The following is a 26,177-nucleotide window of genomic DNA, read 5'->3' as shown; positions in this document are numbered from 1 at the left end:
TTTTTATTGAAATTTGTTATATACGCTTTTTCACGAACTTATTGGCCGGGGAATATAAATCGTGACTGTTCCGCATCTCCGATGTGTCCATTTGAATATATCGCCGCATGGTCCGGATATCAGCCCAGCCTCCCATCTTTTGCAGCGTAAACGGATCGCAGCCATTAAGAATCATATTCTTCGCCCAAGTATGGCGATACACGTGCGCAGTCATCTTAGCCGCGGTTATTCCGGCTTTTTGGCCGTAATATTTTAACCGCTTATTAAACTGATTCGCGCCAAGTGGTTCCCCGAAAGACGACATAAAGATGCGCTCCGTCGTAAAGTGTTGCCGATTTTCTTCTATCACGTTTAACGTAAGCTTCGCTACTTGCGGGGAGAATGGAATAAGTCTCGGCCGGCGATTCTTGGAACGGTCGCCGGGTAATGTAACAAATCGCGTTTGAAAGTCGATATCGCTAATTCGTAAGCTCAATAACTCCGAAATCCTCAAGCCTGCGTCCAACATCCACATGATCGCGACATAATCCCGGTAGCCTACATAATCTCTCTGGTTTGGCTGCGCTAATATCGCTTTAACCTCGTCGTCCGTTAAGCAGTTCGTCAAATCGATATCTTGCTTAAGAGTTTTAATGTTATTGAGCGGACTCCCCTCGATAAGCTCGTCCTTCTGCAGTTGGTTAAATATAGCCTTTAACGTTCTGATCCGGATGTTGACGGTCGTATCCGATAATCCTACGCGCTGCTTTTCCGTTGGAATATACGCATGCCCTTCGTACCTAATCGCATCATAGCGCATGAAATTGATGTGATCGCGTATCATTCCCGTTGTGATGTCACCAATGAACTCAACGTCCGGATACGCGTTATTCAGCCATTTCAAAAAGTAACCGTAATGTTTCTCGTAATCTATAAGCGTTCGATCGCGTACACCTTCCGATCTTTTTGCACTCATTACAAGATCCAGCGCATGATCAAATGTTAGCCGCGGAAACTCCTGAACATTCGTGCGAGCTCCAACCGGAACTCTCCGTTCTTTCTTTTTTAGCGTCAAAATAAAAAACCTCCCAAAGAATATTCGCGTAGAATATCCGTCAGGAGGTCCGTAATCCACAACCCTGAAACGCCAATTTAAGGGTTGTTATTGTACGTATCGCACGGTTGTTAATCCGCTGTTTTATCGATACAATCCGCAATCCACCGCATCGGCTAACGTTTAGGCAACGTCTAGGCCACCGATTAGGTCAACGAAGCTAAAAACGTTGATTTAACGCTTAATCCTCACAAGGCTGCGCCAAAACCGCATCCTCTTCCTTTGTACGGAACGACTGACCGCATCCGCAGGAAGCTACGGCGTTCGGGTTGTTGATGGTGAAGCCCCCGCCCATGCCTTTGTCTTCGAAGTCGATCTCGACGCCGTACAAATACTTGGCGCTTTCCTCATCCACAACGACCTTCAGTCCGTTGAAGTTCATTTCTTTATCGGTATCGATTTGCTCGTTATCGAAGCCCATGCCATAAGAAAAGCCGCTGCAACCTCCTGCTTTGACACCAAGACGCAGGAATAAGTTCGGTGTTTCTTCAGAGGCAAGGAGCTCCTTAATTTTATCACAAGCTGGTTCGCTGATCTTAATCATATGAGAATCCCTCCTAAGCGTTTTTCCCTGAAAAACGTTTTCATAAGCACTTTAATCTTCATGCTTACTATTAAGTATACTCCTCTTCGAGAGATTGCTCAAGGGCGCTGACACAGGTCAGCTTTATCGGCTTCGCCGAATCTCATAATACTGCAATAACAGCTCGTCCAACTGTCTGCTGCAGTGTTGAACCTCAGGATGAAGTAAGCCATACGTGTTACCTAAAGTAACCATCTGTTCCCTGAGTCGTTCGATTTCCAAAATCAATCGTTCCTGTGGTTCGGTCACGAAAGTATGTAGCACGTTTTATTCACCTTTGCACACGTTATCACATTGGACTAGTATACAGGAATAAGCCAATATTGGGAATATGTTTCTCCATATAAAGTTGGACATCCGTTGAATTGTGGCGATTGTCTGTTAATCGCGGTATATAGGTTGCCCGTCCTTATCAGTAGGTTTATAATAGGATGGATTGCTTGTGCGTTTTTCAACAACATGGTGAATCTCCTGTACCGCAACGGAAGAAAGGCGCAGGACTCATTCACATCAGGAATGCATTCGTTCGGGTCACCACGGATGCGTCCATTTTGCATGGACATAATTGAATCTAAGGAGGCACGAATTATGAGTATGCTCATCACCAATCCAGACAAACGGATGGCCGAAATCGCCGAGAAAGTGGAACATGGCGAGCGGTTATCTCTGGAAGACGGGGTCTATTTGTACCAATCGGACGATTTGCTAACCATTGGTCAATTAGCCAATGTAGTGAACACGCGACTGAACGGAAATAAGGTTTATTTTGTGCAAAATATGAGCTTGTACTTCACCAATGTGTGCGAAGAGCACTGCGCGTTTTGCCATTTCCGCCGGGATGAAGGCGAAGAAGGCGCATATACACTAACGCCAGAGCAGATGCTGGAATTTGTGCAGGAACATTATCACCCTGAGATCAGAGAGTTTCATATCAGCCAAGGGCACAACCCGCACAAGCCATTTGAGTACTATGTCGATGGCATACGACAGTTGAAGAAGGCTTACCCGAACGTTACGATCAAAGCGCATACCGCGGCTGAAATCGAGTTTTTCTCCCGCATCAGCGGACTCAGCTTCCGTGATGTGCTGAAAACACTGATGGATGCCGGCCTCTCCACCCTGCCTGGCGGCGGCGCTGAAATTCTGACAGAGCGTTACCGGAACAAAATGCGCGTGGAGAAGGCTTCCTCCGAGGAATGGCTCGACGTACACCGCAACGCGCATCAGCTCGGTATGAAAACCCATGCGACGATGCTGTACGGCTCCATCGAGACGATGGAAGAGCGGATTCGCCATATGATGCTGCTGCGCGAGCTGCAAGATGAGACACAAGGCTTCCTTGTCTTCATCCCGAACTCGATCCAGCCAGCCAGCAAAACGGCGGGCATTAAACGCCGCGTACCTGCTTTTGACGAACTGAAAACGATGGCGATCAGCCGCTTGATGCTGGACAATTTCCCACATGTGAAAGCTTACTTTATTAATATCGGCGTGAAGCTGACCCAGTTGTCGTTCGCTTTTGGCGCTTCCGATGCCCACGGTACGATTGTTAAAGAGCGCATCTCCCATGCGGCCGGCGCATTGTCTCCGGAAGGCCTTACTCGCGACGAGTTGGTATGGCTGATTAAGGGCGCAGGACGCGTACCTGTGGAACGAGACACCTTTTATAATGAAATCAAAGTGTATTAGTCATACTATGCGTAGAGATAAAGATTAGAAGGGATTAGGAGCGCAATGAAAAAGTTTGTCATTCTTGGAGGAGGTTATGGCGGTTTGACCATAGCCTTGAACATGCTGGAGAAGGATCTCCCGGAAGATACAGTGATGGTGCTTATCGATCGCAGCCCGTTCCAAGGGCTGAAGACGGAGTACTACGCGCTGGCTTCCGGCACCATTGCAGAAACGGAAATTCGCGTGCAATACCCGGTTGATCCACGCTTAATTCTTACTTATGGCGAGGTCACCTCGGTCGATATGGACAATAAACAAATTTTGTTCGCTGATAAAGAACCGCTGTCTTATGACTGGTTAGCCATTGGTCTCGGATGTGTGGACAACTATCACGGAATTACAGGAGCTGAAGATCACACCTTCAGTATTCAAACACTCGGACAAACCCGCCAGACATATCAATATGTAAATGATATTGCACCGTATGGTCAAGTTTCCATTATTGGCGGCGGCTTGAGCGGCGTGGAGATGGCAGCCGAGCTGCGTGAAAGCAGATCCGACTTGAACATCCGGCTGATTGACCGCGGACCAAGCCTGCTGTCTTCGTTCCCGAGCAATCTGCAGAAGTATGTGCGTGGTTGGATGGTTGAACATGACATTGAGCTTCGCCCGAATGTCTCTCTTTGCCGCATCGACGGCGGAGAATTGCAAAACAACGAAGAAATTATTAAAACCGATATCACGATCTGGACAGCCGGCATCCAGCCTAATCCAATCGTACGGGCATTGAATGTGCCTAAGGACAAGCAAGGCCGGGTAGTGCTCAATGAGTTTCATCAAATCCCGGACTATCCGGATGTGTTTGTTGTCGGCGATTGCGCTTCGCTGCCATTCTCTCCAAGCGCCCAAGCGGCACAGGCACAAGGCAAGCAAATTGCTGAAGTGATGCACGCTATCTGGAAAGGTGAAACACCGAAGCTGGGCAAAATCAAGCTTCGCGGAACACTGGGTTCACTCGGCAAGAAGAGCGGCTTCGGTATTATGGGCTTCGGTATTATGGGTAAAAGCACGTTAATGACAGGCAAGATCGCCCGCGCCATCAAAAGCGGTGTGCTGTGGAAATCCAAGCGTCATTTTGGCTAGTTCGGCTTGCTGCTCTTGCGCGCAGCATCAATCGTCTCCAAGAAGATCATACATCGCTTCGATCTCTTTGATCTTGCCAAGTATGCGCTCAAGGAGCTGATCAGCGTCAGGAGCTGCAATAATCTCACCATTGAGCAGCGCGTATGGCTCCATATAGCACTGCCCGCAATTGCCAAGGCAGCCGTATTCGATCACGTCGTAATCCGGGTTTTGTTCGAGTGTCTTCATCACTTTATCAGTGCCGTGATGCATGTTGCTTGCGCAAAATTCAATAATAGGTCTCATAATAAAAAATTTCCACCTTATGATTTATAGATTCAGTTGAAATCCATTTTCATTTACTTAGTATTGTACTATAATAATAAAAGAAAGGAGATGAATCAAATGTCTGAAAGAACAAAAGACGTCATTTATGATGAAGTCCTAGAGGTTTTAGATAAACTCCGCCCATTCCTACAACGCGATGGCGGTGACGTAGATCTGGTTGACGTTGAAGATGGCGTCGTGAAGTTGAAGCTGATGGGTGCATGCGGAAGCTGCCCTAGCTCCACGATTACATTGAAAGCCGGTATCGAGCGTGCCCTGGTTGAAGAAGTAGAAGGCATCCAAGAAGTCGTTCAAGTATTCTAATACGGCTCTACCATAGACATGAGGATGTCCCCGCTGGGACATGATTGAAAAGGAGTTAAGCCCAAGGGCTTAGCTCCTTTTTATGTTCGTTTTCGAATAACGGGATAGACAATCGACTTACCAAAAATTTGATCATTTTTATCGTTCTACCAGTTACTGTGTGCTATAATCAGTATACCAATAGAATAGGCTTTAGGGCGGTCGGCTAATCCTCTGTGAAAGGAGGGTGATGCCTATGGAAGTATACCAAACATTGACGTTAATGATTTCATTCGCGACATTGGTTGTGCTGATACTTTCCTTCAATAAACGCAAATAGACCGCCCTCTGTCATGGAATGCGGTCTATTGCTGCTCCGTTAAAGCCTACCGCCTTAAAAGCGGCTATTGCGCGGGAGAGTCGTGTTACAGCACGGCTCTCTTTGCATTTTATACATATCTTGTTTCCAGTATACCACAGCACAACAAGGAATATAAAGTCCCCATAGCCTGCCTATTACCAGGCACTTGTAATAAATTTAATGATTGCGCTGCTTCAGCACGGGCAAAGTTTGAATCGGATCCAGCCCGCCGGAAATATCCATAATATTGCCTGTAATAAAATCCGATTCCGCTTGGCACAGGAATCCAATTACGCGGGCCACATCCTCTCCCGTCCCTGGACGCCCGACTGGCGTTTCGCCATCAGCCTCCAGGCGAGCCTCTTGCATCGTCAACTCTTTGTAAAGGCCACGGATATCGCCGGGACAAATCATATTGACGGTGACTCCATAAGCGGCTTCTTCCTCAGCCAGCGTCTTCGTAAAAGAGACGAGGCCGACCTTAGCCGCGGCATAAACCGCGCGATGCGGCCATCCTCTAGCCTCGGCGGCTTTGCCAAAACCAAAGTGCAGGATCCGGCCCCAGCGCCGTTCCCGCATCATCGGCAGCACGAGGTGATCCAGTTCCATCACGCCAAGCAAATTGCCGCGCATCAAATATTCAATTTCATCGACCTGGTAGTCAGCAAAGAAGCGTCTTTCTCTGAAAAAAGGGCCGGCATTATTGACGAGGATGTCAATCGGGCCTAGCTTGGAAACGGTCGTCTCCACCATCCGGACAATATCGTCCCGCTTGGCAACATCGCCTTGCACGGCTATGCTGCGGACACCGAGCTGCTCCAACTGGCTGACAAGCCCAGCTGCTTCTGCTTCACTATTGACATAATTGACAGCTACATTACACCCGTGCTTTGCGAGTGTCATCGCCGTCATTTTCCCAAGACCCTTGGCGCTGCCTGTGATCAGAACCGTTCGCCCTCTCAATTCCATCCTCCTCTTATTCCTTTGCTTGCAAGGACGTAATGTAACTAAAAGCTATTATTAAGGTTCTGCAAACCATATCAAATCCCTGCTGGAGATCAGCTATATTCGCTTTCACATTTTCCACATGAAGGGGCTCGGCAAGTTTGGGCTCCTGCTGTGTAAGATCGTCGAACATATCCGCATTAATATAGTGCATCTCCATATTGCGCTGGTTGCGCAGCCGCTCGAGCGCAGGTTTATAGTCGAGTTTGAGATTGTACAACTGATTCTCCAGCGGTCCGTGAATGTGATGCTCATGCATGCGGCGCAGCACGGTGAAATAGGAAAATCGCGTTTTGACCTTCTCCGTCTTAACCTCGAAAAGATCGTTCAGGAAGGTCCCTAATTTATCCAATATCGAGAATAAACGAATGAAAGCATTTTTATAAAAATAAACGAACCGATGATAATCATCCTGCTCTTCGGGATTCATAGCATCCACGGTCACCTTGCTGATTCGCTGAGCAAAGCGTTCGCAGCAGTACTTGCTCCCCTCCAGCTCATCCAAGGCATCAATGAACCCTTGACTCCAGATCTTATAGCGATGATGCCGTTTATGTGCCTTTGTATCCGAACGCTCCTGCGCCGCTTTCTGCAGCGACTGCATATAGCCTTTCACCGCTTGTATCGCTTCAAGCAGCAGCCCGCTGTCAATCCGCTTCGGTTCATTGAACAAAATGCGCAGCATAGGTACACCCCTTTGATTGGAAAAGATGTCGGTTACAGCCCTGCAGCCGGTTCACGGCGGTAAGCAGGTTTAGCCGCTTGATTGCGGTCACGCTGCACCAAATACATGGCTGTCAGTACGCCCGCGCCTCCGACACACTGGTACAACGAAATGGATTCCTGCAGGATGAAATAACCTGCAATAGCTGCCGTTACCGGCAATAAATAGCCGTATGCGGAGGATTTGAACGGCCCAAGCCGCCCCAGACTCCAATTATGGATGGAGAAGCCCAATGCGGTCGCGAGCAGCGACGTATAAATCAGGCTGATCCAGCCTGTCGTAGAAATGGCGGCGAAATAAGCCGCGTCTGCCCGCCATAGGACGAAGGGCAGCAAAGACAGCGCGCCGGCTGTCATTTCCAGCGAGATGAGCAGCGGCAGCGGATAGCGCTTTACAAGGCGATTCATCCCGATCAGGTAGATCGCGCCCATGACGCTGCGCATCAGCAGCAGGACGTCGCCTTTCATCGTGTCAGCGCCCAGATGGAAGCCGCCGGCTCCGCCTGACACGATCACGATGACGCTGATGAGCGCCAGCGGGATGCCGACGAAGATCCGCCATGTCGGCCGCACTTGGCGCGCGAACAAGGCGATGACCACCGTGATCACCGGCATAAAGCCGCGCCCCAAGACAGCGCCGTTGGCCGAGTTGGAGAATTGCAGCGCGTACTGCAGCATCGCCTCCATGCCTACGGCATTGAGAATGCCAAGCCCGCAAATCAACAGCAGGTCACCTGCCGCAATGCGGGGCTTTAGCGAATGCGAGCGATAATAGAAATAAGTATAGACCCATAGAATCGGAATCATACTTGCAAAACGCAAGCCATTAAAAACGAGGGGGTCCCATTCGGTCCCCCCGATTTTCATCGAAGTCAAATTGATGCCCCACAGCACATAGACAAGCACAAATCCCGCGTGAGGATACCAATGACTTAAACGGTTCGAGCTCATGCGAAATATTCCTTCCAGCGACGGTCTACGAGCTCGACAATATCTTCGCGCGGGAACAGCTCGTCCGGATAGCCGGGCTTCATCCTGGCGTCGATGACAATCGGCAGCTCGTATGCAAGGTGGTGACGGTCAACACTTGTCTGCGCGAACATATCCGTCGCCGGGTTAAAACGAGTGAACACCGTCCATAAGAACTGGGTCTGGTCACCGGCAATGCCGCTCGCATCATCGACAAGAATGACCAGCGGCCATTCCGTTAAGCGGCCGGCGGCATTCGCCAGCAAGCGCTGCGGCAGCTCAGGCTCGACCTCGTAAGCAGCGCCGGATACGAGCAGACAGCCGCCGCAGTACACGGCAATGTCATGGATCTCCGGCAGCTCGCCAGCGGTGTACGCTCTCGGAAGCTCGCGCACGGGAGCTCCTGTGCCGAGAAGCACGGCTTTGCTGCCGTGGTTGAGCTTGCCGCCTGTATAATCCAGCGTATCATGCGACGTTTTATTAAAAATAAACAGATCCCGATGTGGATCGAAACGTTCCAGTACAATTTCAAACAATTGCTTGAAATTCGCCAAGTCGACACGTTGATCCGTGACGATAAGGAATTTGGTCAGCGACAGCTGGCCTTCGCCGAGAATGCGGAAGGCTGTACCCAGCGCTTCCCGGCTGTAGCTTTCGCGGACGACGGCGGCCGCCAACGGGTGGAAACCGGTCTCGGCGTAGGTCCACAGGTCTTTGACACCCGGCATCGCCATCGGGAAAGCGGGCTCCAGCAAACGCTGCAAGAACTCGCCGAGGTAGTAATCCTCCTGGCGGGGCTTGCCGACGATCGTCGCTGGATAGATCGCGTCTCGGCGGTGCCAGACATGATTCACGTTGAACACAGGGAAATCATGGATGAGCGAGTAATACCCGAAGTGGTCGCCGAACGGCCCTTCGGGACGTCTGAGATGCGGCGCCACGGAGCCGCAGATCGCGAACTCCGCCTCGGCTACGAGGCGGTGCCCCCCATGGGGGTTGTCCACCATGGGGAGCTTCTGCCCGAGGATGAGCGAGGTCAGCATCAGCTCGGGCAAGTGCTCAGGCACCGGCGCAATCGCCGAGGCGATGAGGGCCGGCGGCCCGCCCAGGAACACGGTAACGGGCAGCGCCTGGTTGCGGTTCTCGGCTTCGTGGTAATGGAAGCCGCCGCCTTTATGGATTTGCCAGTGCATCCCCGTCGTGCGGTCATCATAAACCTGCATGCGATACATGCCCAGATTATGATGGCCTCCGTCAGGATGCTCGGTATAGACGAGCGGGAGTGTAACGAACGGCCCCCCGTCTTCCTGCCAGCTGGTCAGGACCGGCATACCGGCCAGCGGTTTATCGCGGTTGATAGCGCCGAGTATGGGCGCTTGGCTCGGTTGGACCTTTTTCGTGCCGACTTTAAACAGGTCCATAATCAGTTCGCGCTCGTTCCACAGCGCTTTGGGCGTCGGCGGCATCAGGGTGCTGGTTGCGTTCACAACCGCTTTCATGAATTGCTCCGGTTTTGGCCCGAAAGCGAGATCGACACGGCGCGTCGTACCGAACAGGTTGGTGACGACCGGGAAGGAACTGCCTTTTACATTCGTAAAAAGCAAGGCTGGTCCCCCTTCGTCGATCACGCGGCGATGAATTTCGGCCAACTCCAGATTCGGGTCAACCGGCGCTGAGATTTCCACAAGTTCATTCTCGCGGCGTAAAATATCCAGAAATACTCGTAAATTCGTGGGTACCATGTTTTGTCTGTTCCACCTTTGACACTAATAATAAGGTAAATATGTAGAAATAGCCTTCTATTAGAAGGCTTTTCGGTCGTATATAGTCAGTACGCAAATATAGCACAGGAATCCAAACAGGCCTGCGACGATCATCGCATGAACCATTCCGGCAAACAGATACGCCACATCGTGCCCGATCGACCAAGTCACGACAGCACCACTGACAATTTGCAGCAGTACGAAAATCAAGGCCCATCTGCTTCCTGTTACCAAACGGTCCGAGGAGCTGTAATGGCGCTTGGCTTGAAGATAAAGAAACAGCAGACAGATGAACAGGAGCACGGCCGCAATGCGGTGAATGAACACAATCCCTGTGGCTCCGCTCAGTTCAGGGACCACTTCGCCGTTGCACAGCGGCCAACCGACGCAGCCTCCCGAGGAAACGGTATGGCGGACGAATGCGCCCAAGTAAACGACAACGTAGCAATAAACGACGGAGAACCAAGCCATCGTCTTAAAACCCGGAAGGATCCTCTGCGACCTCGAATAATCGCCGTACGACGTAAACACGAGCGATAGCAGCAGCGAGAAGGCGAAGGCAAGCAGCGAGAGGCCAAAATGCAGCGCAAGCACAATCGATGATTGTGGCCAGACGACAGCCGCAGCGCCCATGAGCGCTTGAATCAAGGTCATCAAGACGGTCCCGCTGATAAACCACCTGGCATCGGATCGCTTCACATAACGGAAAACGAGGTACAAGGTGATAATGAGGATCACCGTAACGATGCCGACTACGAGCCTATGACTATATTCAATAAAAGATGAAATCGTGTATGCCGGGATGAATTTCCCGTTACATAGCGGCCAGTCGTCTCCGCATCCTCTTCCCGCTTCGGTCTTGGTAACCAAAGCGCCCATAGCTAGAATCAGAAACATCCCTATAGCCGACAAATTCGCAAATGTCTTAATCCATTTTTGCAAAACGGCACCTACTTTTTTGTGTGACTTCTGAGCACATGTCGAATTTCGTCTTACCGTTTCAATTATAGCTTTAATTGTCAAGCAAATCCATTCGCATTTGTTACAAAGCTCAGACAGGCTTGTGACAACTTTGGTAAAAGAATGTTTCGGTGAAGTCAGGCTAATGTAGGCATTGCCAGCACAAAAAAACCTGGCCGTTAGACCAGGTTTTCTCTGAATTTATTTGGCCAGCGCGTTCGCTACTTCTACCGCCCGGTCCAGGAATTGCTCGATTTCCTCGCGCGTCTTACGCAGCTTGCTGACGAAACGGACGAGCTCTTGGCCTTCACGAAAAGCGATGAAGCTTGGAATGCCCAGAATATTCAGCTGTTCGCACAGATCCGGTACTTCATCACGATCTAATTCAATAAAAGTGATCCGGTCCGCATAAGCTTGCTCCACATCCGGCATGAAAGGTTCGATATAGTGGCAATCTTTGCACCAGGTTGCTTTAAAAACAGCCACGGTCAGCTTCGACTGCGATGTTTGCTCATGGAAATCATGTTCATTGGACACTTTACGCATATCAAGGCACCTCTTTGAAAGTGAATTTACTCACTTATAGCATGCCCGAATTACAGTGTCAAGGTTCCATCGGCATGGGGAACGTTTTTGGGCTTATTTACAATTTACAATTTAAGTAAAAAGTGATATCATATAAATATCAAAACAATATGTTTCTTGTTGAACTATCCTACAACTACGTGAGGTGTTGAGAATGAAAGAAACGAAGGCTTGGTCACTGAATGGGTTTTTGGGATTGCTATTATTCCTGATAGGTGCAGGATTAGGCGTTTATCTGTTGACTCAGATGTTTATTCTGCCTGGAGTCATCCTCGTGATCCTAGGTTTTATCTTTGTCTCTACCATTACCGCCGTACAGCCAAACGAAGCTTCGGTCATTACGTTCTTCGGCAATTATCTGGGTACGATTCGCAAAAGCGGGCTATGGCTGGTCGTTCCATTTTCCACCAGGAAGAAAATTTCCCTGCGCGTCCGCAACTTCAACAGCGTCAAACTAAAGGTGAACGATGTCGAGGGGAATCCGATCGAAATTGCTGCCGTCGTTGTTTTTAAAGTCGTGGATACGTATAAAGCGCTTTTCGAAGTGGACAATTACGATAAGTTTGTTGAGATTCAAAGCGAAACCGCACTGCGTCACGTCGCCAGCAAATATCCGTATGACCGTTTTGATAACAATGGCTACTCGCTGCGCGGCAACGCTGACGAAGTTGCTGCCGAGCTCAGCCAGGAGCTGCAGCATCGGCTCGCCGTTGCTGGGGTGGAAGTGATGGAATCACGGCTAACGCACCTCGCCTACTCGACGGAGATTGCCAGCGCCATGCTCCAGCGCCAGCAAGCCGATGCCATCCTGTCCGCCCGCCAGAAGATCGTCGAAGGCGCAGTCGGGATGGTGCAGATGGCCATTGCCAAGTTGGAAGCCGAGGGTCTGCATCTGGATGAAGAGAAGAAAGCTGCCATGATTAACAATCTGCTGGTAGCCATAGTCTCCGATCGTTCGGCGAGTCCGGTTATCAATACAGGCACGCTGTATTAACGGGTCGTGTTGTCATGGCGCCTAAGAAAAACTTCCCGCTGCGGCTCGATCCGAAACTTTACGAAGCGCTGGAGCGTTGGGCCGGTGACGAGTTCCGCAGCGTCAACGGGCATATCGAGTATTTGCTCCGCGAGTCGCTTCTGCGCGCTGGCCGTCTACCGAAGCCAGGTGCAGGGACGCGATCAGCCCTAACGGCAGATGAGACGGAGCCGCAAGAATGATGCTGCTGGCTGCATATTGATTCATTTTGACTGCATCATCCGCCTTTCCATTTTTTCCAGTACGCAGTAATTTCAGCATGCAAAAAAGCAAAAAAGCCTCTCCTGAACTACGTTCAGAAGAGGCTTTTTTTACGAGCGGCCAGTCAGCCGCCCGGCCTTGGCAATGATTTTTTGCAGCGGTCTAGGGAAATTGCCGACATCGTCTTTGGTTACGACGCGTGTGAGCATCAGCATCACTGGATAGAGTACTGCGGTGAAGCCGCATACGAGAATCGCATTCAGCCCTTCATTGAGACGGTACTGAGCGAAAGGATGCACATATGTATGTGTCAACCACTCAGCGAGTGCGCCTAGTACGACGATAACGATAATGCTCACCAGGAGACCGCCAAAACGGCGTCCAAGAACGGTGAAGCGGAACTCCTGGCGCAGCGCGCGCAAGTTCAACCATGACATGGCGATGAAGCAAAGGCCTGTGGAAACAATGATTCCATAAATGCCAAGCGATCCGGCAAGAAGGAAGCTGCCCGCCAGCTTCACGGCGATCCCTACAGCCACGTTTACCATAAGCGGCTTCATGCGCCCCATCCCCATCAGGACAGCGCCGGAAGTTTGCATGACGATCTGGAACATGGCGCTCAGCGTGAGCAGTGAAATCATGTGTGGACCATGGAGCATCCCATACGCAGAATCCTCATGCCCAAACAGGAAGTAGTCCAGCGGGCGTGCCGCCAGGCTGATGACAAGTACGGCTGGAAGCCCGGATAGAATCGCCAGCTGCAGCACCCGGGTCGTTTGATGTCCGACCTGCTGCATATCCTTGCGCGAATAGGCGCCCGAAATGATCGGAACGACAGATTGGCTCAGCGCAATGGCCAAAATAATCGGAATACCGGCCAAAGACTGCGCGCGTCCGCCCATGATGCCGACAAGTCCATGGGCTTCCTTGCGGGTAATCGCTCCTTCAAGAAGCGGAATAATGATGGATGTATCAATGGCGTATACAAGGGTTACGGTCACTGAAAAAATAACAATCGGGATCGAGAGCTTGAGCATGCTGCCGTAAATCGCCTTGTAGCCCAGCAGGGCTGGAACGGAGTCGGATGCGCTTGGTGCGCCAGAAGCGCCAGCTGCCGCTTGCTCGGCGGCAGCCTGCGACACAGCGCGGTCGCTTCGCTTCTGTCTCAGCGCATAGTAGAACATCACGGCCAACGCCGCAACGCCGCCCATGACACCGCCGAACGAAGCTCCAGCCACGCCCCAGCCCAAGCTGATGTTCAAAAATAAATAAGCCAAGCCGATAGAAGTCACCAGCCTGAACACTTGCTCCACGACTTGGGAAACCCCGTTCGGCATCATGTTGCGGCGTCCCTGGAAGTACCCGCGCATGATCGCGATCAGCGGGAACATCAACATGGCCGGCGCAATGGCGCGTGTCGCCAGTGTCGCATCAGGACCGCCGCGCGAGATCGATTCGGCGTACAGCGGGGCGAACACGTACAGCAGGATCGTCATGACGACTCCCGCAACGACAGCGAACAGAACGGCCGCACGATAGATGCGCTCCGCTTCCGCTGCACGGCCGACAGCATAGCGTTCGGATACCATTTTGCTTAAAGCACTAGGAATACCGGCTGTCGCCACAACAAGTAAAATCGAATATAAGTTAAAGGCGATGGAATAACTTCCCATCCCTTCCTCGTGAAGCAGGGACACCAGCGGAATCCGCTGAAAAACGCCGAGAAACCGCGCTACAAGCGCGGCCACGGTGAGGATGAGCGTCCCTTTTACAAGAGAATCTTTTGTTTCTTTCGTCAACGTCCGTTCCTACTCTCTCAGTTCGCTTTAATTTCCTCTAAAGGCTTGTGATTGCCGTAATAAGGACGTGTACCATGCACAGGCGCAGCCCAATTAATGCCGTTAGAGATGACTTTTAACACATTTTTTTCGAAATAAGTGGGATGCGTCTCATGCCCGGGACGGAAATAAAACACTTTCCCGTTGCCGCGATGGTAGGTGCATCCGCTGCGGAACACTTCTCCGCCTTCGAACCACGAGATGAAAATCAGCTCGTCCGGCGCCGGAATATCGAAGTGCTCCCCGTACATTTCTTCATGCTCCAGCTCGAAATACTGATCCAAGCCTTCCGCAATCGGATGAGCGGGATCGACCACCCAGATGCGCTCTTTCTCATTTGCTTCGCGCCATTTTAAATCACAGGAGGTACCCATCAGTTTCTTAAAAATTTTGGAAAAATGTCCGGAATGCAAAACGATCAGCCCCATGCCCTGCCAGACACGCTGCTGAACGCGGTCGACGATTTCATCAGCCACCTTGTCATGCCCCATATGCCCCCACCAGATAAGCACATCGGTTTGCTCCAGCACCTCTTGCGTCAAGCCATGCTCCGGCTGATCAAGCGTTGCGGTTCGCACCTCAAAGGAAGGACAGGCAATGCCTTCGGCGATGGCGTTATGAATGCCTTTCGGGTAAATCTCTTGGACTTCTTTGTGCGTTTGCTCGTGCAAATTTTCGTTCCATACCGTAACCCGGATCAAGTTGAATGCCTCCTGACATGTTATCGTTGGTTCATCTTAATGAGCAAAAACCCATATCAGGAACAGAACGATCATCATCAGCTGCAGGACGATTTTGACTGCGGTGCTGGCAAAAAAACCGAGCACAGAGCCAAACCCGACGCTGAACGCTTTGTTCCACGCTGTTCCGATAATAAGTTCTCCGATCACTGCCCCCACAAACGGTCCAATGATGAGCCCGAACGCCGGAATGACGAAGGGGCCGAGAATTAAACCAATCGTGCTGCCGATCACAGAGGCGCGGGAGCCTCCGAACTTTTTGACCCCTAGAGCGCTAACCGCATAGTCCGCCACGATGACGATCAGTACGATTAACGATTGAATCAGCCAAAACCAGAAACCGAACGGTTTGAAGCTGATCAACCAGCCATAGAGGAAGAATGCGCCGTAAATCGCCAGCACACCCGGCAGCACAGGGTAGACAGCGCCAAGCATGCCCACTACAAATAATAGGATAACCAAAACCCAACCTAACTCAACCATGTTTTGCAAGCTCCTCCAGGTCACGGATTGGATACTAAGCTTTTATTTTAACAAGTACTCGTCAATCACCTTGGCAACGGCATGCTCTTCGTTCGTTACGGTCGTTACATCGGCGATTTGCTTCACTTCCTCTTGGGCATTGCCCATCGCAACGCCGAGTCCGGCCGCTTGAATCATGGAGATATCGTTCTCACTGTCCCCCATGGCGATCACTTCGGACATCTCGATGCCGAGCAGCCGGCAGACAGCTTGAACGCCGCTGGCTTTGCTGATGCCTTGAGGGTTCAGTTCGATATTGCACGGATGTGAATTCGTAATTTCAAAACGCTCCATCGCTTCGGCAGCGGCCCGGATGTGCTTCAGCTTCTCTTCATTTTCGGTAAAAAAGCCGAATTTCAACCAATGCAGCTTATCGATATCCATGGCTGCGCTCTCCCGATTGAAGATGCCTTCAACCGCATACGCCCACCACCACACGTCGTACTTCTGCGCGAGAGCGTGCAGTTCATGTACAGCGGCCGTTTCCATTAATTGGCGGCTGAGCAGCTTATCTGGCGTCTCCCAAACTTCGCCGCCATTGACGGTGACGATCGGCGTATTCAAGCCGAGTTCCTTAATATAAGGCATCGCGCTTTGGACGCCGCGTCCCGTCGACATGATGACCGTTTTGCCTGCTTTCAGTGCGGCGGCAATCGCTTTGCGATTTTCGGCCGAGACGGTCTTCTCCTCCGTTAACAACGTCCCGTCCATATCGAGAGCAATCAGTTTATACGTCTGTGATCCCACCGTTTCTCATCCCCTATCTTTTGAATGCCAAGCCAGGTGCAAGGTGTTGGGTGCTGAGCGTTAGTACGCAGCCAGCACTTTTTTCGGCAGCTCTTCCATATAAGTCATATGCCACAAAGCAAAAATATAGATCGTCCAGATGCGGCGCGCATAATCGCCTTGACCGCTGCGGTGCTTTTGCAGCATCCGCTCGACTGCTGCGGTATTGATGTAGTCTTCAATGCCGCTGGCTTTGATCTGCTCCAGCACCATGTCACCAACGGAGCCGTTCATCCAATCGCGGAGCGGAACCGGGAAACCAAGCTTCGGACGGTTCAAAATAAAGTCCGGAATGATCCCTTCCATCGCTTTACGGAAGATGTACTTGGTCGTGCCGTTCGCAATGCGGTACTTCGCCGGAATGCGGCGGGCCACCTCGTACAGCTCCTTATCGAGGAACGGTACGCGCAGCTCCAGGGAGTGCGCCATCGTCATCTTATCAGCCTTCATCAGAATATCGCCAGGCATCCACAGGTTCATGTCGATATACTGCATGCGGCTCACCGGATCGAGATGACGGGTTTTGGCATAGTAATCGCCGGCGATTTGCAGCGGATTTTTGTAATTGCGCAGCATCTCCGTATCCAAGCGCAGAATCTCCGCTTTCATATCTTCGGTGAAGATTTTGGCGTTACCGATGAAGCGTTCTTCCAGCGGAGTCGTACCGCGCAAGATGTAATTGCGGCCGCTCACCCCGCTCGGCAGCAAGCGCGCCAGGCGGTTCAGCATCCGCTTGAGGCCATGCGGCAGCCGCTCGATCGGTCTGAGCGCCAGCGGCTCGCGATAGATGCGGTAGCCGCCAAACAACTCGTCCGCGCCTTCGCCGGACAGGACGACCGTCACGTGCTCGCGCGCCAGCTGAGCGACGTGGTACAGGGCGATTGCCGAAGGGTCGGCTACAGGCTCATCCTGGTGCCAGATCGCTTTCGGCAGTGTGTTGAAGAAGTCATCGCGTGTGATGACTTTGTCGTAATGCTCTGTGCCCAAGGCGGCAGCCGTTTGGGCTGCGATCGGCGTTTCGTTGTTGGGCCCATCGAAGCCAACCGAGAACGTACGAATCGGTTCAATGTTCCGCATATGTGTGGCAATCGCTGTCGAATCGATGCCGCTGGACAAGAAGCAGCCGCGTTCCACATCGCTCACCATATGATGTTTCACGGAATCATTCAACGTTTCGCGAATTTGTTCCACATAATAATCGAACGGGCGCTCTTCCGGCTCGAACATCGGGTCCCAATACTTATGTATGGACATCTCCCCATCATAAGTCATCACCACATACGAAGCCGGCGGCAGCTTCTGGATGCCGTGGAACATCGTATTTGGTTCAGGCACATATTGGAAAGTCAAATAATTGAGCAAACTGTCCGTATGGATCAGCCTGTTCATGCCGTCGGCTGCCAGAAGGCTCTTAATCTCCGAGCCGAACAGGAACTGCCTGTCATTGACATGATAGTAAAACGGCTTAATGCCGAAATGATCGCGTGCGCCGAACAGACGTTTTTTCTTTTTATCCCAAATAACAAATCCGAACATGCCGCGCAAGTGCTTCACGCAATCATCGCCATACTCTTCATAGAGATGAACGATGACTTCCGTATCGCTGTGCGTGCGGAATTGGTGACCGCGCTCCTGCAGCATGCTGCGCAATGCTTTATAGTTATAAATTTCCCCGTTAAAAATAATCCAGACCGATTCATCCTCATTGGTTAGAGGCTGATGACCTTCCTGGATATCAATAATCGATAATCTGCGGAAACCGAGACCAATCCGGTTATCCGTCCAGAATCCCGAATCGTTCGGACCCCGATGCACAATGACATCCGTCATTTGCTCTAACATCGCGACTGTCGGTTCTCTATCTTCAAAATACATGACACCAGCAATACCACACATGGTGAAACTCACTCCTCCGCACCATTCATCAATCTGTCTTTCTTGGACTGTCGATACAATAGTATACCATAACAGCCCTACATACCGGAAATGGGAAGAGGGTGAGAAGCCTATTTGGGCTTATAAAAACAAAAAAGTAATCACGAGGTGCTTTAATGAAGAGGATAATTTACTTTTCTTCACTGCCGCTCACCGCCTTCCTGCACGCACGCATAATTGTTGACTTAGTGCAACTTTTAGGGTAAAAAGAGGGCTGCCCCTGCCATCAGCGTATGCGGAGGGCCGTGCATTGGTTCGTCTATTGTTCCATATTTCGCTCTAGTTCTACTGCCACCATCTCCCGTCCCTTTAACTCCAGACGGCTTTGCCTCATTACTTTTCTTCGCAAAACATCGACACAGTTCCGGATGACCTAATGATACAAAAAAGATGCCCCTGAGCTAGCCGCTAACCGGCTCCAGGGACACCTTCAAATTACTTACCAAGGGCGCTTGCCGCCGCCCAGTTTGGTTAAAATGCCATCATTGGCAGCATCGTAGGCTTGAAAAATCTTAGCCGCAATCGGGGATGCGCCATAGCGGCCGAATCCGCCCTCCGGCACCACGACGGCAACGGCCAGCTTCGGATTCTCAACCGGCGCGAAGGCAACGAATACGGCGTTATCAATGGTTCCGCCCGATACCGCTTGCGTCGACGTACCGGTCTTCCGCGCGACATTGTAAGGCAGCTCATCGATACCTTCGGCGCCGCTCTTCATTCCATGAATGATTGTGTTCCAATCATTGTTGGAGAAGAGGGACGATGAATCCTCAACCACTTCCGGCTCAACCTTTTTCACCAGCTCGCCTTCATACGTTCGGATCTCATCCACGAACAACGGCTTCATCCGCTTCCCGCGGTTCGCTAATGTCGCTGCATATTGAGCCAGCTGCAGCGTTGTCGTCTTCTCATTCTGTCCCCAAGATGCGTACACCATGGCGGACTGGTAACTATCCTTCTTGGCGTTCTTAACGAAGTCGTTGGAGCCAATATTCTCTCCAGGCAGTCCGCTGCCGGTCTTCACCCCGATGCCGAATTTCGCCAAGTAATCGGCCCATTTATCGGTCACCGCGACATTCTCGCCGCCGAATTTTTGATAGAACGGAATGCCCACTTTGGCGGACATGTACGTATTGGACGAGTGCTCAATCGCCGATGAAGCATTAAGCGCTCCATAACCGTGGCCGTCGGAGTTGCGGATCGTACTCGCGGCGGTCGCTTTACCGAACGTAAAGGAACCCGTATCGTAATAAATATCTCCAGCCGAGAACAGTTTCTCCGTCAAGCCAATAAGAACAGATAAGGGCTTAATCGTCGAACCCATGAACACGATCGACGACGGATGCTTCGGACGTTCCTTATCCGTATATTTCGGATAGGCGGTAGTAATCGTACCGTTGTAAATATACGATCCGATTTCATCAAGCGTCGCTTGCGAAATGCCCCCGGTCCACTCGTTTGCGTTGTAGTCCGGGAAGTTGGCCATCGTGACGACGCGTCCCGTATCGACTTCCATCGCTACGGCGTAACCCGCTTGCGCGTTGGCGCCATATTTGATGAATGGATCGTTTCTGGCATAAGAGCTGTGCAGGAAGTCAATTTGATCCTTGATCGCTTTTTCCGTCGTTTTCTGAATATCTTTATTGATCGACAAGTACAAGTTGTTGCCTTTGATCGGGGCCGTTACCTTGGCTCGGCCGATAATTTTCATCGCGGCATTCACCGGATATTCCTTGGAGCCATTCTTACCGCGAAGATCGTCCTGATACATTCGCTCGATGCCGTCGAAGCCGACGTTCTCCGAATCCAGGTACTCCTTGCTGTTCGGATTATCTTTGTAAATTTCCTTCGCTTTCTCCGTGGAATACGACTTCAAATAGCCGATAAGCTGTGGAGCGATGGTCGTATTGTCATCATCCATCTCATAGGTACGAATGCTTTCCTCGTTCACTTCCAGCCACTTGAATTCATCGCGATGTTCCAGAAGCACGGCGATTTCTTCCTTGGACAAGTCTGCTTTAATCCTGCGGGGAACCCAATAATAGCTGGGCTCTTTAATCTTATTCTTATTAATATCGTAGCCCAGGTCCATGGAGAGGACAATATCCTCAGGCGTCAGCTTTTTAGCATCCTTTTTACCGTATTTGTCGAAAACATCCTTCAGCTTATAAGCGAGGCTGATAACTTCATCTTTATTTTGCTGGGAAGGCTCGATCCGAAAAAACAGCGATTGCACAGGAATCGTATAAGCGAGCGGAGACTTCGTGGAGTCATAAATATTGCCGCGAATCGGAGCGATCTTCGTCGTCTGGTTCGTGTTCGTATTTTCTGCCGCCTTCAAATCTTTCGCTTGAACGAACTGCAGAATCGCCAATCGGACGATAAGTACGGAAAACAATAGAAAAGTAACAAAGAAAAATACATTAATCCGCAAGGAAAAATGGCGTTTTTTGGCCACTTCATTTTTTTTCGAATCATCCATAATGGACGGCTTCATTGTTTCTCAAATCCTTTCTCACACGCCTGCGGGGCGGTCGAACAATTCCATTAAGGAGCGTATACCTGCTCCTGTGTGATAGGGGTAGCGCAAAATGCGGACAGCATCGATCCCGACCTGGTTCGGCGCCCAGATATCATTGGTTTCATGATCACCTATATACAAGATCTGCTCAGCCGCAAGCCCCGCACGATCCAGAGCCAGCTGGAAGATCGCCGGATCCGGCTTCTCCAGCCCCACCTCGGTAGAGACGATGACCAGCTCAAAATAATGCAGAATGCCTTTGCTCTCCAGAACCGCCTTCAGCGTCGGTGCAAAGTTACTCACAATGCCCATGCGAAATCCCATCGCTTTCACACGCTCCAGGCACGGCAGCACATCGTCAAACAGCTCGTAATACGCAGGCGCCGTGTAAATGTCATAGAGCTCATGGCAGCACGCATGAATCTCCTCTACGGACCATTCCTGGTGAAGACCCAGCTTATGCAGCACGTACTTATATAGATTCACCCAGAATTCACGGTCTGACTCAGGTGTGCAAGGTTCAAAGGAATCTTGCTTATTTACATAATAAAATAGACGAAATGCTTCGGCAAAAAGTTCACCGATTTCCTCTTCCGTTCGCTCCATCGCCCGCGCCTGCAAGTACTGCTGCAAGATCGTCTGAGCGGCTGGAATCGTGAGCAGCGTATCGCTGGCATCAAAATAGATCATTTGGTACTGCTCTAATGGTTTACGCATAACATCTCCTCTTCAGGCAAAAAAAGAAGCGCCAACAACTAGTTTACCACAGATGATACGGAAGAAAAAAGAAGCCGTCCCCATGCTGTTGCAGGGAAAAGCTTCCTTCTAGGTGAGCGGTCTCCACTCACGCCTCTTTGATATGCGTTTGGTCGAAATTCGGCGGGTTAAACCAGTTGCCCCCGCTTGCCACCCATGTCGAATCGAGCGGTACCCAGCGCGACGATTCCTTCAGATAAACCTCGTTCCAGGCATGCGGCCCATAGCTGCCCTGCCCATCATAGCCTAACCCCGTGACCACCTTCACTTCCAGGCCTGCGGCCCGGGCCATTGCAGCATACAACCGCGAGTAGTCGATGCATACCCCTTTGTGTGTATTGAACGTGTCCTCAGGCGTCTGCTCTTTCCAAATCCGCTGATCTTCATACAGCTTGACTTTGTCCCAGTCGTATTGCACGCTTTTGCCGACATAATTGTAAAGCAGCTTGGCCTTTTCCTCATCCGTCTTGCCCTTGGCGGTTACTGTTTTGGCCGCATCCGCGATATTGCTGGGGATTTGCGCGTCCAGCACTTCGTATTTGCGCTGCAGGATGTTGGAGAATTCCTGCTCCACCGCCCGCGTAAATACAGGCGCTTTCGCTGAGATAAAATCGCCGGTAAACGGCGAGATCACCTCTTTGGCCCCTTTTTGATACATCCCCGAGGATTCAATATACGGCGTTGCCATCGAATGCGGGAACAGCGTTACATAAATAAATAGCACGGCTATCAACATCAGCGCCCTGGCCAGCCCCGCTACGGAACCGATCACGCCGCCGGTCACGGAGCTGATGAACGATTTGCGCATAGGTTCATAAGGGTTCTGTCTAGCATACATTGAGCCGATGAACGGATCCGTCAGCAAATTGAGCACATACTTAACCGCCACATATAAAGCCAAAAACAAGACGCCGAAGCGCAGCAGCGCAAAATCGCGGAGACTCGTCATCGCCGTGTAATACATCTGTTTAAACGTCCCGATCTGCCCCGTGGGAATTTGTAAGTCATGGCCTTTCAGCCACGTTTGAAGCAGGGGAGAGAGCAGCGTAGTCCCCTTCCATGCCACAAACATGGATAGGATCACGATGACGGCCTCCATCAGCATGGAAACGACGTGCTTGGCCGAACTCGACCCGCCCCGAATAAATCCCTGGATGACCGAGACGGCAATGGTGAGAACAATCACGAGTGATATGAGGTTATACGACGATACTTGTGTCCACATCATATCCTTCATGATGCTTCTCCTCCTCGATTAGGATTGGCCGGCATTCTTCTTCGCTTGCTCGATCAAAGCCTTGACGGCTGCGTTCGCATTCATATTGAACGATTTACCCATAAAAGTAACTTTCACGTCATCAGAGCCCGCTTTGCCTTCCACTTTCAAGCTCTTGGTCGTTATTTCGAATGAACCGTCCGGGTTCGCTTTAAACTTCGCATCCTTCGCCTCGGAAGTCAGCGTGCTGACCGCCTTATCTTTGACTTCATCGCCAACCTGGCTGATCACACTTGCCCCGATATCCTGCAGTTTATCCTTATAATTGGCTCCGTATAACACTAAGCCGCCGACAATCACAACAATCAGGATCCATTTAATAACCGTTTTGACAATGCCGATAATAATAAAAAGTAAAATAATCGCAGCAGCAATTAAATACCAGCGATCTTGGGCAAAAGAAATCCACTGATCCACGATAACGCCTCCCTATGAAAAATTTCAATCCTATCATACTACAGCCGCTCGCTACTCTTCATCCCTTTTTTTGCGCAACTCCACTAACTTTTTCTGGATATCTTCGGAACGGTCAGCCTGATTCCTCACTTTGCGAAACGATTGTCTCAGACGGAGAATCAAAAACACGGCGATAGCCGCTAACAATAGAATGACGGCAGTATCCACTTGTCGTCCTCCTCTCTCATATGGTGAACTTCTCTATGAATTGTGTCAAATGAACAGAAAGGTCATAACCGCTGGACGGGCCGCGTACATCTAAGGAGAGACAAGACAATATGAGTTAGGCGGTGAGCAAATGCGAACAGCGATCTGGTTGTATCTGTTTATGTTTGTGGCTTTTTTCGATTTGCACGCACAGTATCCGATTTTATCCCCTTTTGCGTTATCCCTTGGAGCAGCCCCTTCGTTTATCGGCTTAATCATGGGTGTATATTCCCTTACTCATCTGCCCGGCAATGTTCTTGCAGGGTACGGCGTGGATAAATACGGCAGCAAGTTTTTCATCGTTATCAGCCTGATTGTAGCAGGGATTATCCTGATATTTCAATCGACTGTCAAGGATCCGTGGCATCTGCTCTACATTCGCTCGATCAGCGGTTTTGTACTGGCCTTCCTGTCCCCGGCCTGTCTCTCGCTGCTCGCCCGCATCGCGCGGGATCGCATTCATCAGAGCAAGCTGATGACCGGCAACGGGCTCGTTCACACCTTGGCTTCCGTCGTCTCGCCTGCGGCAGGCGCTCTCTTGGTAGCCAAAATCGGCTTCACCACAGCATTTTCCGTGTTGGGTTGGATTTTGATCATTACAGGCCTGCTGGCCATCGTAGGCGTGAAGGAACATAAGAGTCAGCTGCCCTCCGCGGACGCGTCCACCGTTATCGACATGCATGGCCATGCCTTGTCGAATGAATCGAACAATATGTCCGGGTACGGGAACCTCCCCATTCCCTGGCTCTTTTTTCTCATTCCCGTGGCTATCTCCTGCTCGCAAGGCATTCTTTTCTTCGAGCTCCCACTCATGCAAGCGGCTCGCAGTTCCATTCTGACCTCGGGCATGTTCTTCACGCTGGTCAGTCTAGGGGCGTTGTGCAGCATTAGCTTATGGTTTCTGAATTATATTTCACCGTTCCTGCGAACCGTTGGAGGCAGCTTGTCGCTGGCCATTATTTTCTTCGGCTTGGCGATACAATGGCCCCTTCCGCTGTCCGTCTCCCTCTTCATGATCGGCATGGCCAAGGGCGTCATCTTCCCTGCACTCGCCGCCTTGCTCGCCAGCATCACTAGCAGCACTCGATACGGCCGCGTCTTCTCTCTTTTATCGATCTCTTATTCGATCGGCGCATTCTTCGGCCCGCTGCTAGCCGGACAGCTGCGCGATCATATTTCATCGTATTTCATCGCTTTCTTCATCCTCATGCTAGCCCTTTCACTACTGCCGCTGCGCACGTTCAAAATTCCAGTTACCACTTAATGCACGGGCAGACAAACCTGCGATACGCGAGACTATGCGTGGTTTTTGTCAACAGCTGTCATTTCCCGGGAAATTTCCACTTCAGACTGCCTATTTCATCTTGGATCACATGCAATTTCTGGTTATACTACAGAAAACACAGGCAAACGGGGGAACAGCAGCATGTCCATCGCCATTATCGTAGAGGGTAAAAACGACAAGAGCCGCTTGAAACGAATCATCACCGAACAAATCACGATCCTATGCACCTTCGGCACGCCTAGCACCAACACACTAGATAGCCTTAGGAAAAAAGTGGGAACCAAGCAGGTTTATTTGTTTACGGACAACGATTCCTCCGGCAAACGCATTCGCAGCCTTCTGCGCGACACCTTTCCCGACGCTGAGCAGATTTATACGCGCAAAGGTTATGCGGGCGTTGAGGGAACGCCGGAAGAGTACCTCATTCAACAGCTAGAAAAAGCAGGGCTGGAAGAGTATATCATCTACCCTGAACCAGACCCCGCTTTTGAATAGTGCCAGCTTATTTACCTTTAGACAACGTAACGACGTCTTTCACGATATGGTCCGCATCCAGCTCCGGATTGCCCGCATCGTAGTAGTTGCGCAGCATTCCCTTCGGATCGACCAGCAAAATCGCATTGGAATGCGAGAAATTGCCATCCTTTTCTTTGATCACCATAATGCCATAATCTTCCGCCAACTGCTTCGTCTTCTCTTCATCGCCGCGCAAGAACGTCCATCCGCCCGGGATCGGTTTCGACTCAAATTGGTCCCCGAACTTCTTCAATACATCTGGTGTATCCCGCGTCGGGTCGATCGTAATGGATACGATCTCGGCTTTCGTACCCAGCAAGCCCTTCTGCTTTAGAGAATCCTGTACTTGTGAAAGTAAAAAGGACGTTGGCATACACACATCAGGACAAAAAGAATAGAAAAAGTACACGAGTCTCACTTTGCCGTCCAAATCCTTAGAAGATACCGTCTTCCCGTCTAAATCCTGCAGTTGGAACGCAGGCGCCGCTTTCATCGCCTTCAACCGCTCATCGTCCGCTCCGCTGCCGGTAAACCATAGCTTATAAGCAAAGGAAGCGATCATTGCAATCAAAATCACGCCGATGGCCAGCTTGAACCAGTTCTTTTCGAAAAATGTCCCCACGCTCTTTACCTCGCTTTG

The 26,177-nt window shown here is 50.8% G+C and carries 28 protein-coding genes and 1 pseudogene; 8 read left to right on the top strand and 21 right to left on the bottom strand.

Annotated elements, in window-relative coordinates; genetic code table 11:
- Positions 1-16: 16 nt before the first annotated feature.
- The 3 genes from O9139_RS22740 to O9139_RS22730 all read right to left on the bottom strand — a co-directional run bounded on the left by O9139_RS22740 (position 17) and on the right by O9139_RS22730 (position 1,940).
- On the bottom strand, positions 17-1,054 hold the full coding sequence (locus tag O9139_RS22740) for a tyrosine-type recombinase/integrase (RefSeq protein ID WP_270884046.1): 1,038 nt from the start codon (positions 1,052-1,054) through the stop codon (positions 17-19).
- 220 nt (positions 1,055-1,274) lie between these two features.
- Positions 1,275-1,637, bottom strand: coding sequence for a HesB/IscA family protein (locus O9139_RS22735; protein ID WP_270884045.1), 363 nt, complete (start codon positions 1,635-1,637; stop codon positions 1,275-1,277).
- A 123-nt stretch (positions 1,638-1,760) separates the two neighbouring features.
- The gene (locus O9139_RS22730; protein ID WP_270884044.1) at positions 1,761-1,940 is read right to left on the bottom strand and encodes an aspartyl-phosphate phosphatase Spo0E family protein; all 180 of its coding nucleotides are present in this window, start codon (positions 1,938-1,940) and stop codon (positions 1,761-1,763) included.
- Positions 1,941-2,264: 324 nt separating this feature from the next.
- On the opposite strand from O9139_RS22730, the gene mqnE reads away from it, so the two are divergent.
- Positions 2,265-3,365 carry an aminofutalosine synthase MqnE gene (gene mqnE, locus O9139_RS22725; RefSeq protein ID WP_270884043.1) on the top strand — a complete coding sequence of 367 codons (1,101 nt, stop codon included), beginning with the start codon at positions 2,265-2,267 and terminating at the stop codon, positions 3,363-3,365.
- A 45-nt stretch (positions 3,366-3,410) separates the two neighbouring features.
- The gene (locus tag O9139_RS22720; RefSeq protein WP_270884042.1) at positions 3,411-4,490 is read left to right on the top strand and encodes an NAD(P)/FAD-dependent oxidoreductase; all 1,080 of its coding nucleotides are present in this window, start codon (positions 3,411-3,413) and stop codon (positions 4,488-4,490) included.
- Positions 4,491-4,517: 27 nt separating this feature from the next.
- On the opposite strand, the gene O9139_RS22715 is transcribed toward O9139_RS22720, so the two are convergent.
- A complete protein-coding gene (locus O9139_RS22715; RefSeq protein ID WP_270884041.1) occupies positions 4,518-4,775 on the bottom strand; it encodes a YuzB family protein in 258 nt (85 codons plus the stop codon).
- 99 nt (positions 4,776-4,874) lie between these two features.
- On the opposite strand from O9139_RS22715, the gene O9139_RS22710 reads away from it, so the two are divergent.
- Both O9139_RS22710 and O9139_RS33405 read left to right on the top strand, forming a co-directional pair.
- Positions 4,875-5,120 (top strand): NifU family protein, encoded by a 246-nt coding sequence (locus O9139_RS22710; RefSeq protein WP_270884040.1) that lies wholly within the window; start codon positions 4,875-4,877, stop codon positions 5,118-5,120.
- Between the two features lie 229 nt (positions 5,121-5,349).
- Complete coding sequence (locus O9139_RS33405; RefSeq protein WP_408638372.1) at positions 5,350-5,439, top strand: putative holin-like toxin; 90 nt, start codon at positions 5,350-5,352, stop codon at positions 5,437-5,439.
- A 198-nt stretch (positions 5,440-5,637) separates the two neighbouring features.
- Here the strand turns inward: O9139_RS33405 and O9139_RS22705 are convergent, their stop codons facing one another.
- From O9139_RS22705 to O9139_RS22680, 6 genes and pseudogenes are all read right to left on the bottom strand, one after another.
- Positions 5,638-6,429 (bottom strand): SDR family oxidoreductase, encoded by a 792-nt coding sequence (locus O9139_RS22705; RefSeq protein ID WP_270884039.1) that lies wholly within the window; start codon positions 6,427-6,429, stop codon positions 5,638-5,640.
- 7 nt (positions 6,430-6,436) lie between these two features.
- Complete coding sequence (locus O9139_RS22700) at positions 6,437-7,150, bottom strand: Cthe_2314 family HEPN domain-containing protein (protein WP_270884038.1); 714 nt, start codon at positions 7,148-7,150, stop codon at positions 6,437-6,439.
- Positions 7,151-7,182: 32 nt separating this feature from the next.
- Entirely contained in the window at positions 7,183-8,139 is a 957-nt protein-coding gene (locus O9139_RS22695; RefSeq protein WP_270884037.1) for a DMT family transporter, read from the bottom strand.
- Entirely contained in the window at positions 8,136-9,899 is a 1,764-nt protein-coding gene (locus O9139_RS22690) for a menaquinone biosynthesis decarboxylase (RefSeq protein ID WP_270884036.1), read from the bottom strand. The genes O9139_RS22695 and O9139_RS22690 overlap by 4 nt, the downstream gene beginning before the upstream one ends.
- Before the next feature lie 60 nt (positions 9,900-9,959).
- Complete coding sequence (locus O9139_RS22685; RefSeq protein WP_270884035.1) at positions 9,960-10,862, bottom strand: COX15/CtaA family protein; 903 nt, start codon at positions 10,860-10,862, stop codon at positions 9,960-9,962.
- 219 nt (positions 10,863-11,081) lie between these two features.
- Positions 11,082-11,432: pseudogene (locus O9139_RS22680) on the bottom strand (thioredoxin family protein); the annotation flags it as partial.
- 187 nt (positions 11,433-11,619) lie between these two features.
- Here O9139_RS22680 and O9139_RS22675 point away from each other — a divergent pair.
- Entirely contained in the window at positions 11,620-12,459 is an 840-nt protein-coding gene (locus O9139_RS22675) for an SPFH domain-containing protein (RefSeq protein ID WP_270884034.1), read from the top strand.
- Between the two features lie 14 nt (positions 12,460-12,473).
- Positions 12,474-12,680 carry a hypothetical protein gene (locus O9139_RS22670; protein WP_270884033.1) on the top strand — a complete coding sequence of 69 codons (207 nt, stop codon included), beginning with the start codon at positions 12,474-12,476 and terminating at the stop codon, positions 12,678-12,680.
- A gap of 129 nt (positions 12,681-12,809) precedes the next feature.
- Here O9139_RS22670 and O9139_RS22665 read toward each other — a convergent pair whose 3' ends face one another.
- The 10 genes from O9139_RS22665 to O9139_RS22620 all read right to left on the bottom strand — a co-directional run bounded on the left by O9139_RS22665 (position 12,810) and on the right by O9139_RS22620 (position 23,697).
- A complete protein-coding gene (locus O9139_RS22665) occupies positions 12,810-14,498 on the bottom strand; it encodes a putative polysaccharide biosynthesis protein (RefSeq protein ID WP_270884032.1) in 1,689 nt (562 codons plus the stop codon).
- Positions 14,499-14,515: 17 nt separating this feature from the next.
- Positions 14,516-15,238 carry a ThuA domain-containing protein gene (locus O9139_RS22660; protein ID WP_270884031.1) on the bottom strand — a complete coding sequence of 241 codons (723 nt, stop codon included), beginning with the start codon at positions 15,236-15,238 and terminating at the stop codon, positions 14,516-14,518.
- A gap of 36 nt (positions 15,239-15,274) precedes the next feature.
- Complete coding sequence (locus tag O9139_RS22655) at positions 15,275-15,760, bottom strand: DUF456 domain-containing protein (protein WP_270884030.1); 486 nt, start codon at positions 15,758-15,760, stop codon at positions 15,275-15,277.
- 42 nt (positions 15,761-15,802) lie between these two features.
- On the bottom strand, positions 15,803-16,546 hold the full coding sequence (locus O9139_RS22650) for a Cof-type HAD-IIB family hydrolase (RefSeq protein ID WP_270884029.1): 744 nt from the start codon (positions 16,544-16,546) through the stop codon (positions 15,803-15,805).
- A gap of 60 nt (positions 16,547-16,606) precedes the next feature.
- Complete coding sequence (asnB, locus tag O9139_RS22645) at positions 16,607-18,481, bottom strand: asparagine synthase (glutamine-hydrolyzing) (RefSeq protein ID WP_270884028.1); 1,875 nt, start codon at positions 18,479-18,481, stop codon at positions 16,607-16,609.
- 478 nt (positions 18,482-18,959) lie between these two features.
- Positions 18,960-21,017, bottom strand: coding sequence for a peptidoglycan D,D-transpeptidase FtsI family protein (locus tag O9139_RS22640; protein ID WP_270884027.1), 2,058 nt, complete (start codon positions 21,015-21,017; stop codon positions 18,960-18,962).
- Between the two features lie 18 nt (positions 21,018-21,035).
- Complete coding sequence (locus O9139_RS22635; RefSeq protein ID WP_270884026.1) at positions 21,036-21,758, bottom strand: HAD-IA family hydrolase; 723 nt, start codon at positions 21,756-21,758, stop codon at positions 21,036-21,038.
- A gap of 127 nt (positions 21,759-21,885) precedes the next feature.
- On the bottom strand, positions 21,886-23,034 hold the full coding sequence (locus O9139_RS22630; protein ID WP_270884025.1) for a transglutaminase domain-containing protein: 1,149 nt from the start codon (positions 23,032-23,034) through the stop codon (positions 21,886-21,888).
- 18 nt (positions 23,035-23,052) lie between these two features.
- Positions 23,053-23,490: a hypothetical protein gene (locus O9139_RS22625; RefSeq protein WP_270884024.1), complete on the bottom strand. Its 438-nt coding sequence runs from the start codon at positions 23,488-23,490 to the stop codon at positions 23,053-23,055.
- 51 nt (positions 23,491-23,541) lie between these two features.
- Positions 23,542-23,697 (bottom strand): hypothetical protein, encoded by a 156-nt coding sequence (locus tag O9139_RS22620; RefSeq protein ID WP_270884023.1) that lies wholly within the window; start codon positions 23,695-23,697, stop codon positions 23,542-23,544.
- 130 nt (positions 23,698-23,827) lie between these two features.
- Between O9139_RS22620 and O9139_RS22615 the strand changes: the two genes are divergently transcribed.
- Entirely contained in the window at positions 23,828-25,000 is a 1,173-nt protein-coding gene (locus O9139_RS22615; protein ID WP_270884022.1) for an MFS transporter, read from the top strand.
- A gap of 162 nt (positions 25,001-25,162) precedes the next feature.
- On the top strand, positions 25,163-25,516 hold the full coding sequence (locus O9139_RS22610) for a toprim domain-containing protein (RefSeq protein WP_270884021.1): 354 nt from the start codon (positions 25,163-25,165) through the stop codon (positions 25,514-25,516).
- 7 nt (positions 25,517-25,523) lie between these two features.
- On the opposite strand, the gene O9139_RS22605 is transcribed toward O9139_RS22610, so the two are convergent.
- Positions 25,524-26,159, bottom strand: a complete 636-nt coding sequence (locus O9139_RS22605) for an SCO family protein (RefSeq protein WP_270884020.1) — start codon at positions 26,157-26,159, stop codon at positions 25,524-25,526.
- Between the last annotated feature and the right edge of the window lie 18 nt (positions 26,160-26,177).

It is taken from the genome of Paenibacillus aestuarii, assembly GCF_027789125.1.
GTDB classification, from domain to species: domain Bacteria; phylum Bacillota; class Bacilli; order Paenibacillales; family NBRC-103111; genus Paenibacillus_E; species Paenibacillus_E aestuarii.
The sequence above is the reverse complement of the archived record's forward strand: the minus strand, read 5'-3'. Positions and strand labels throughout refer to the sequence as shown.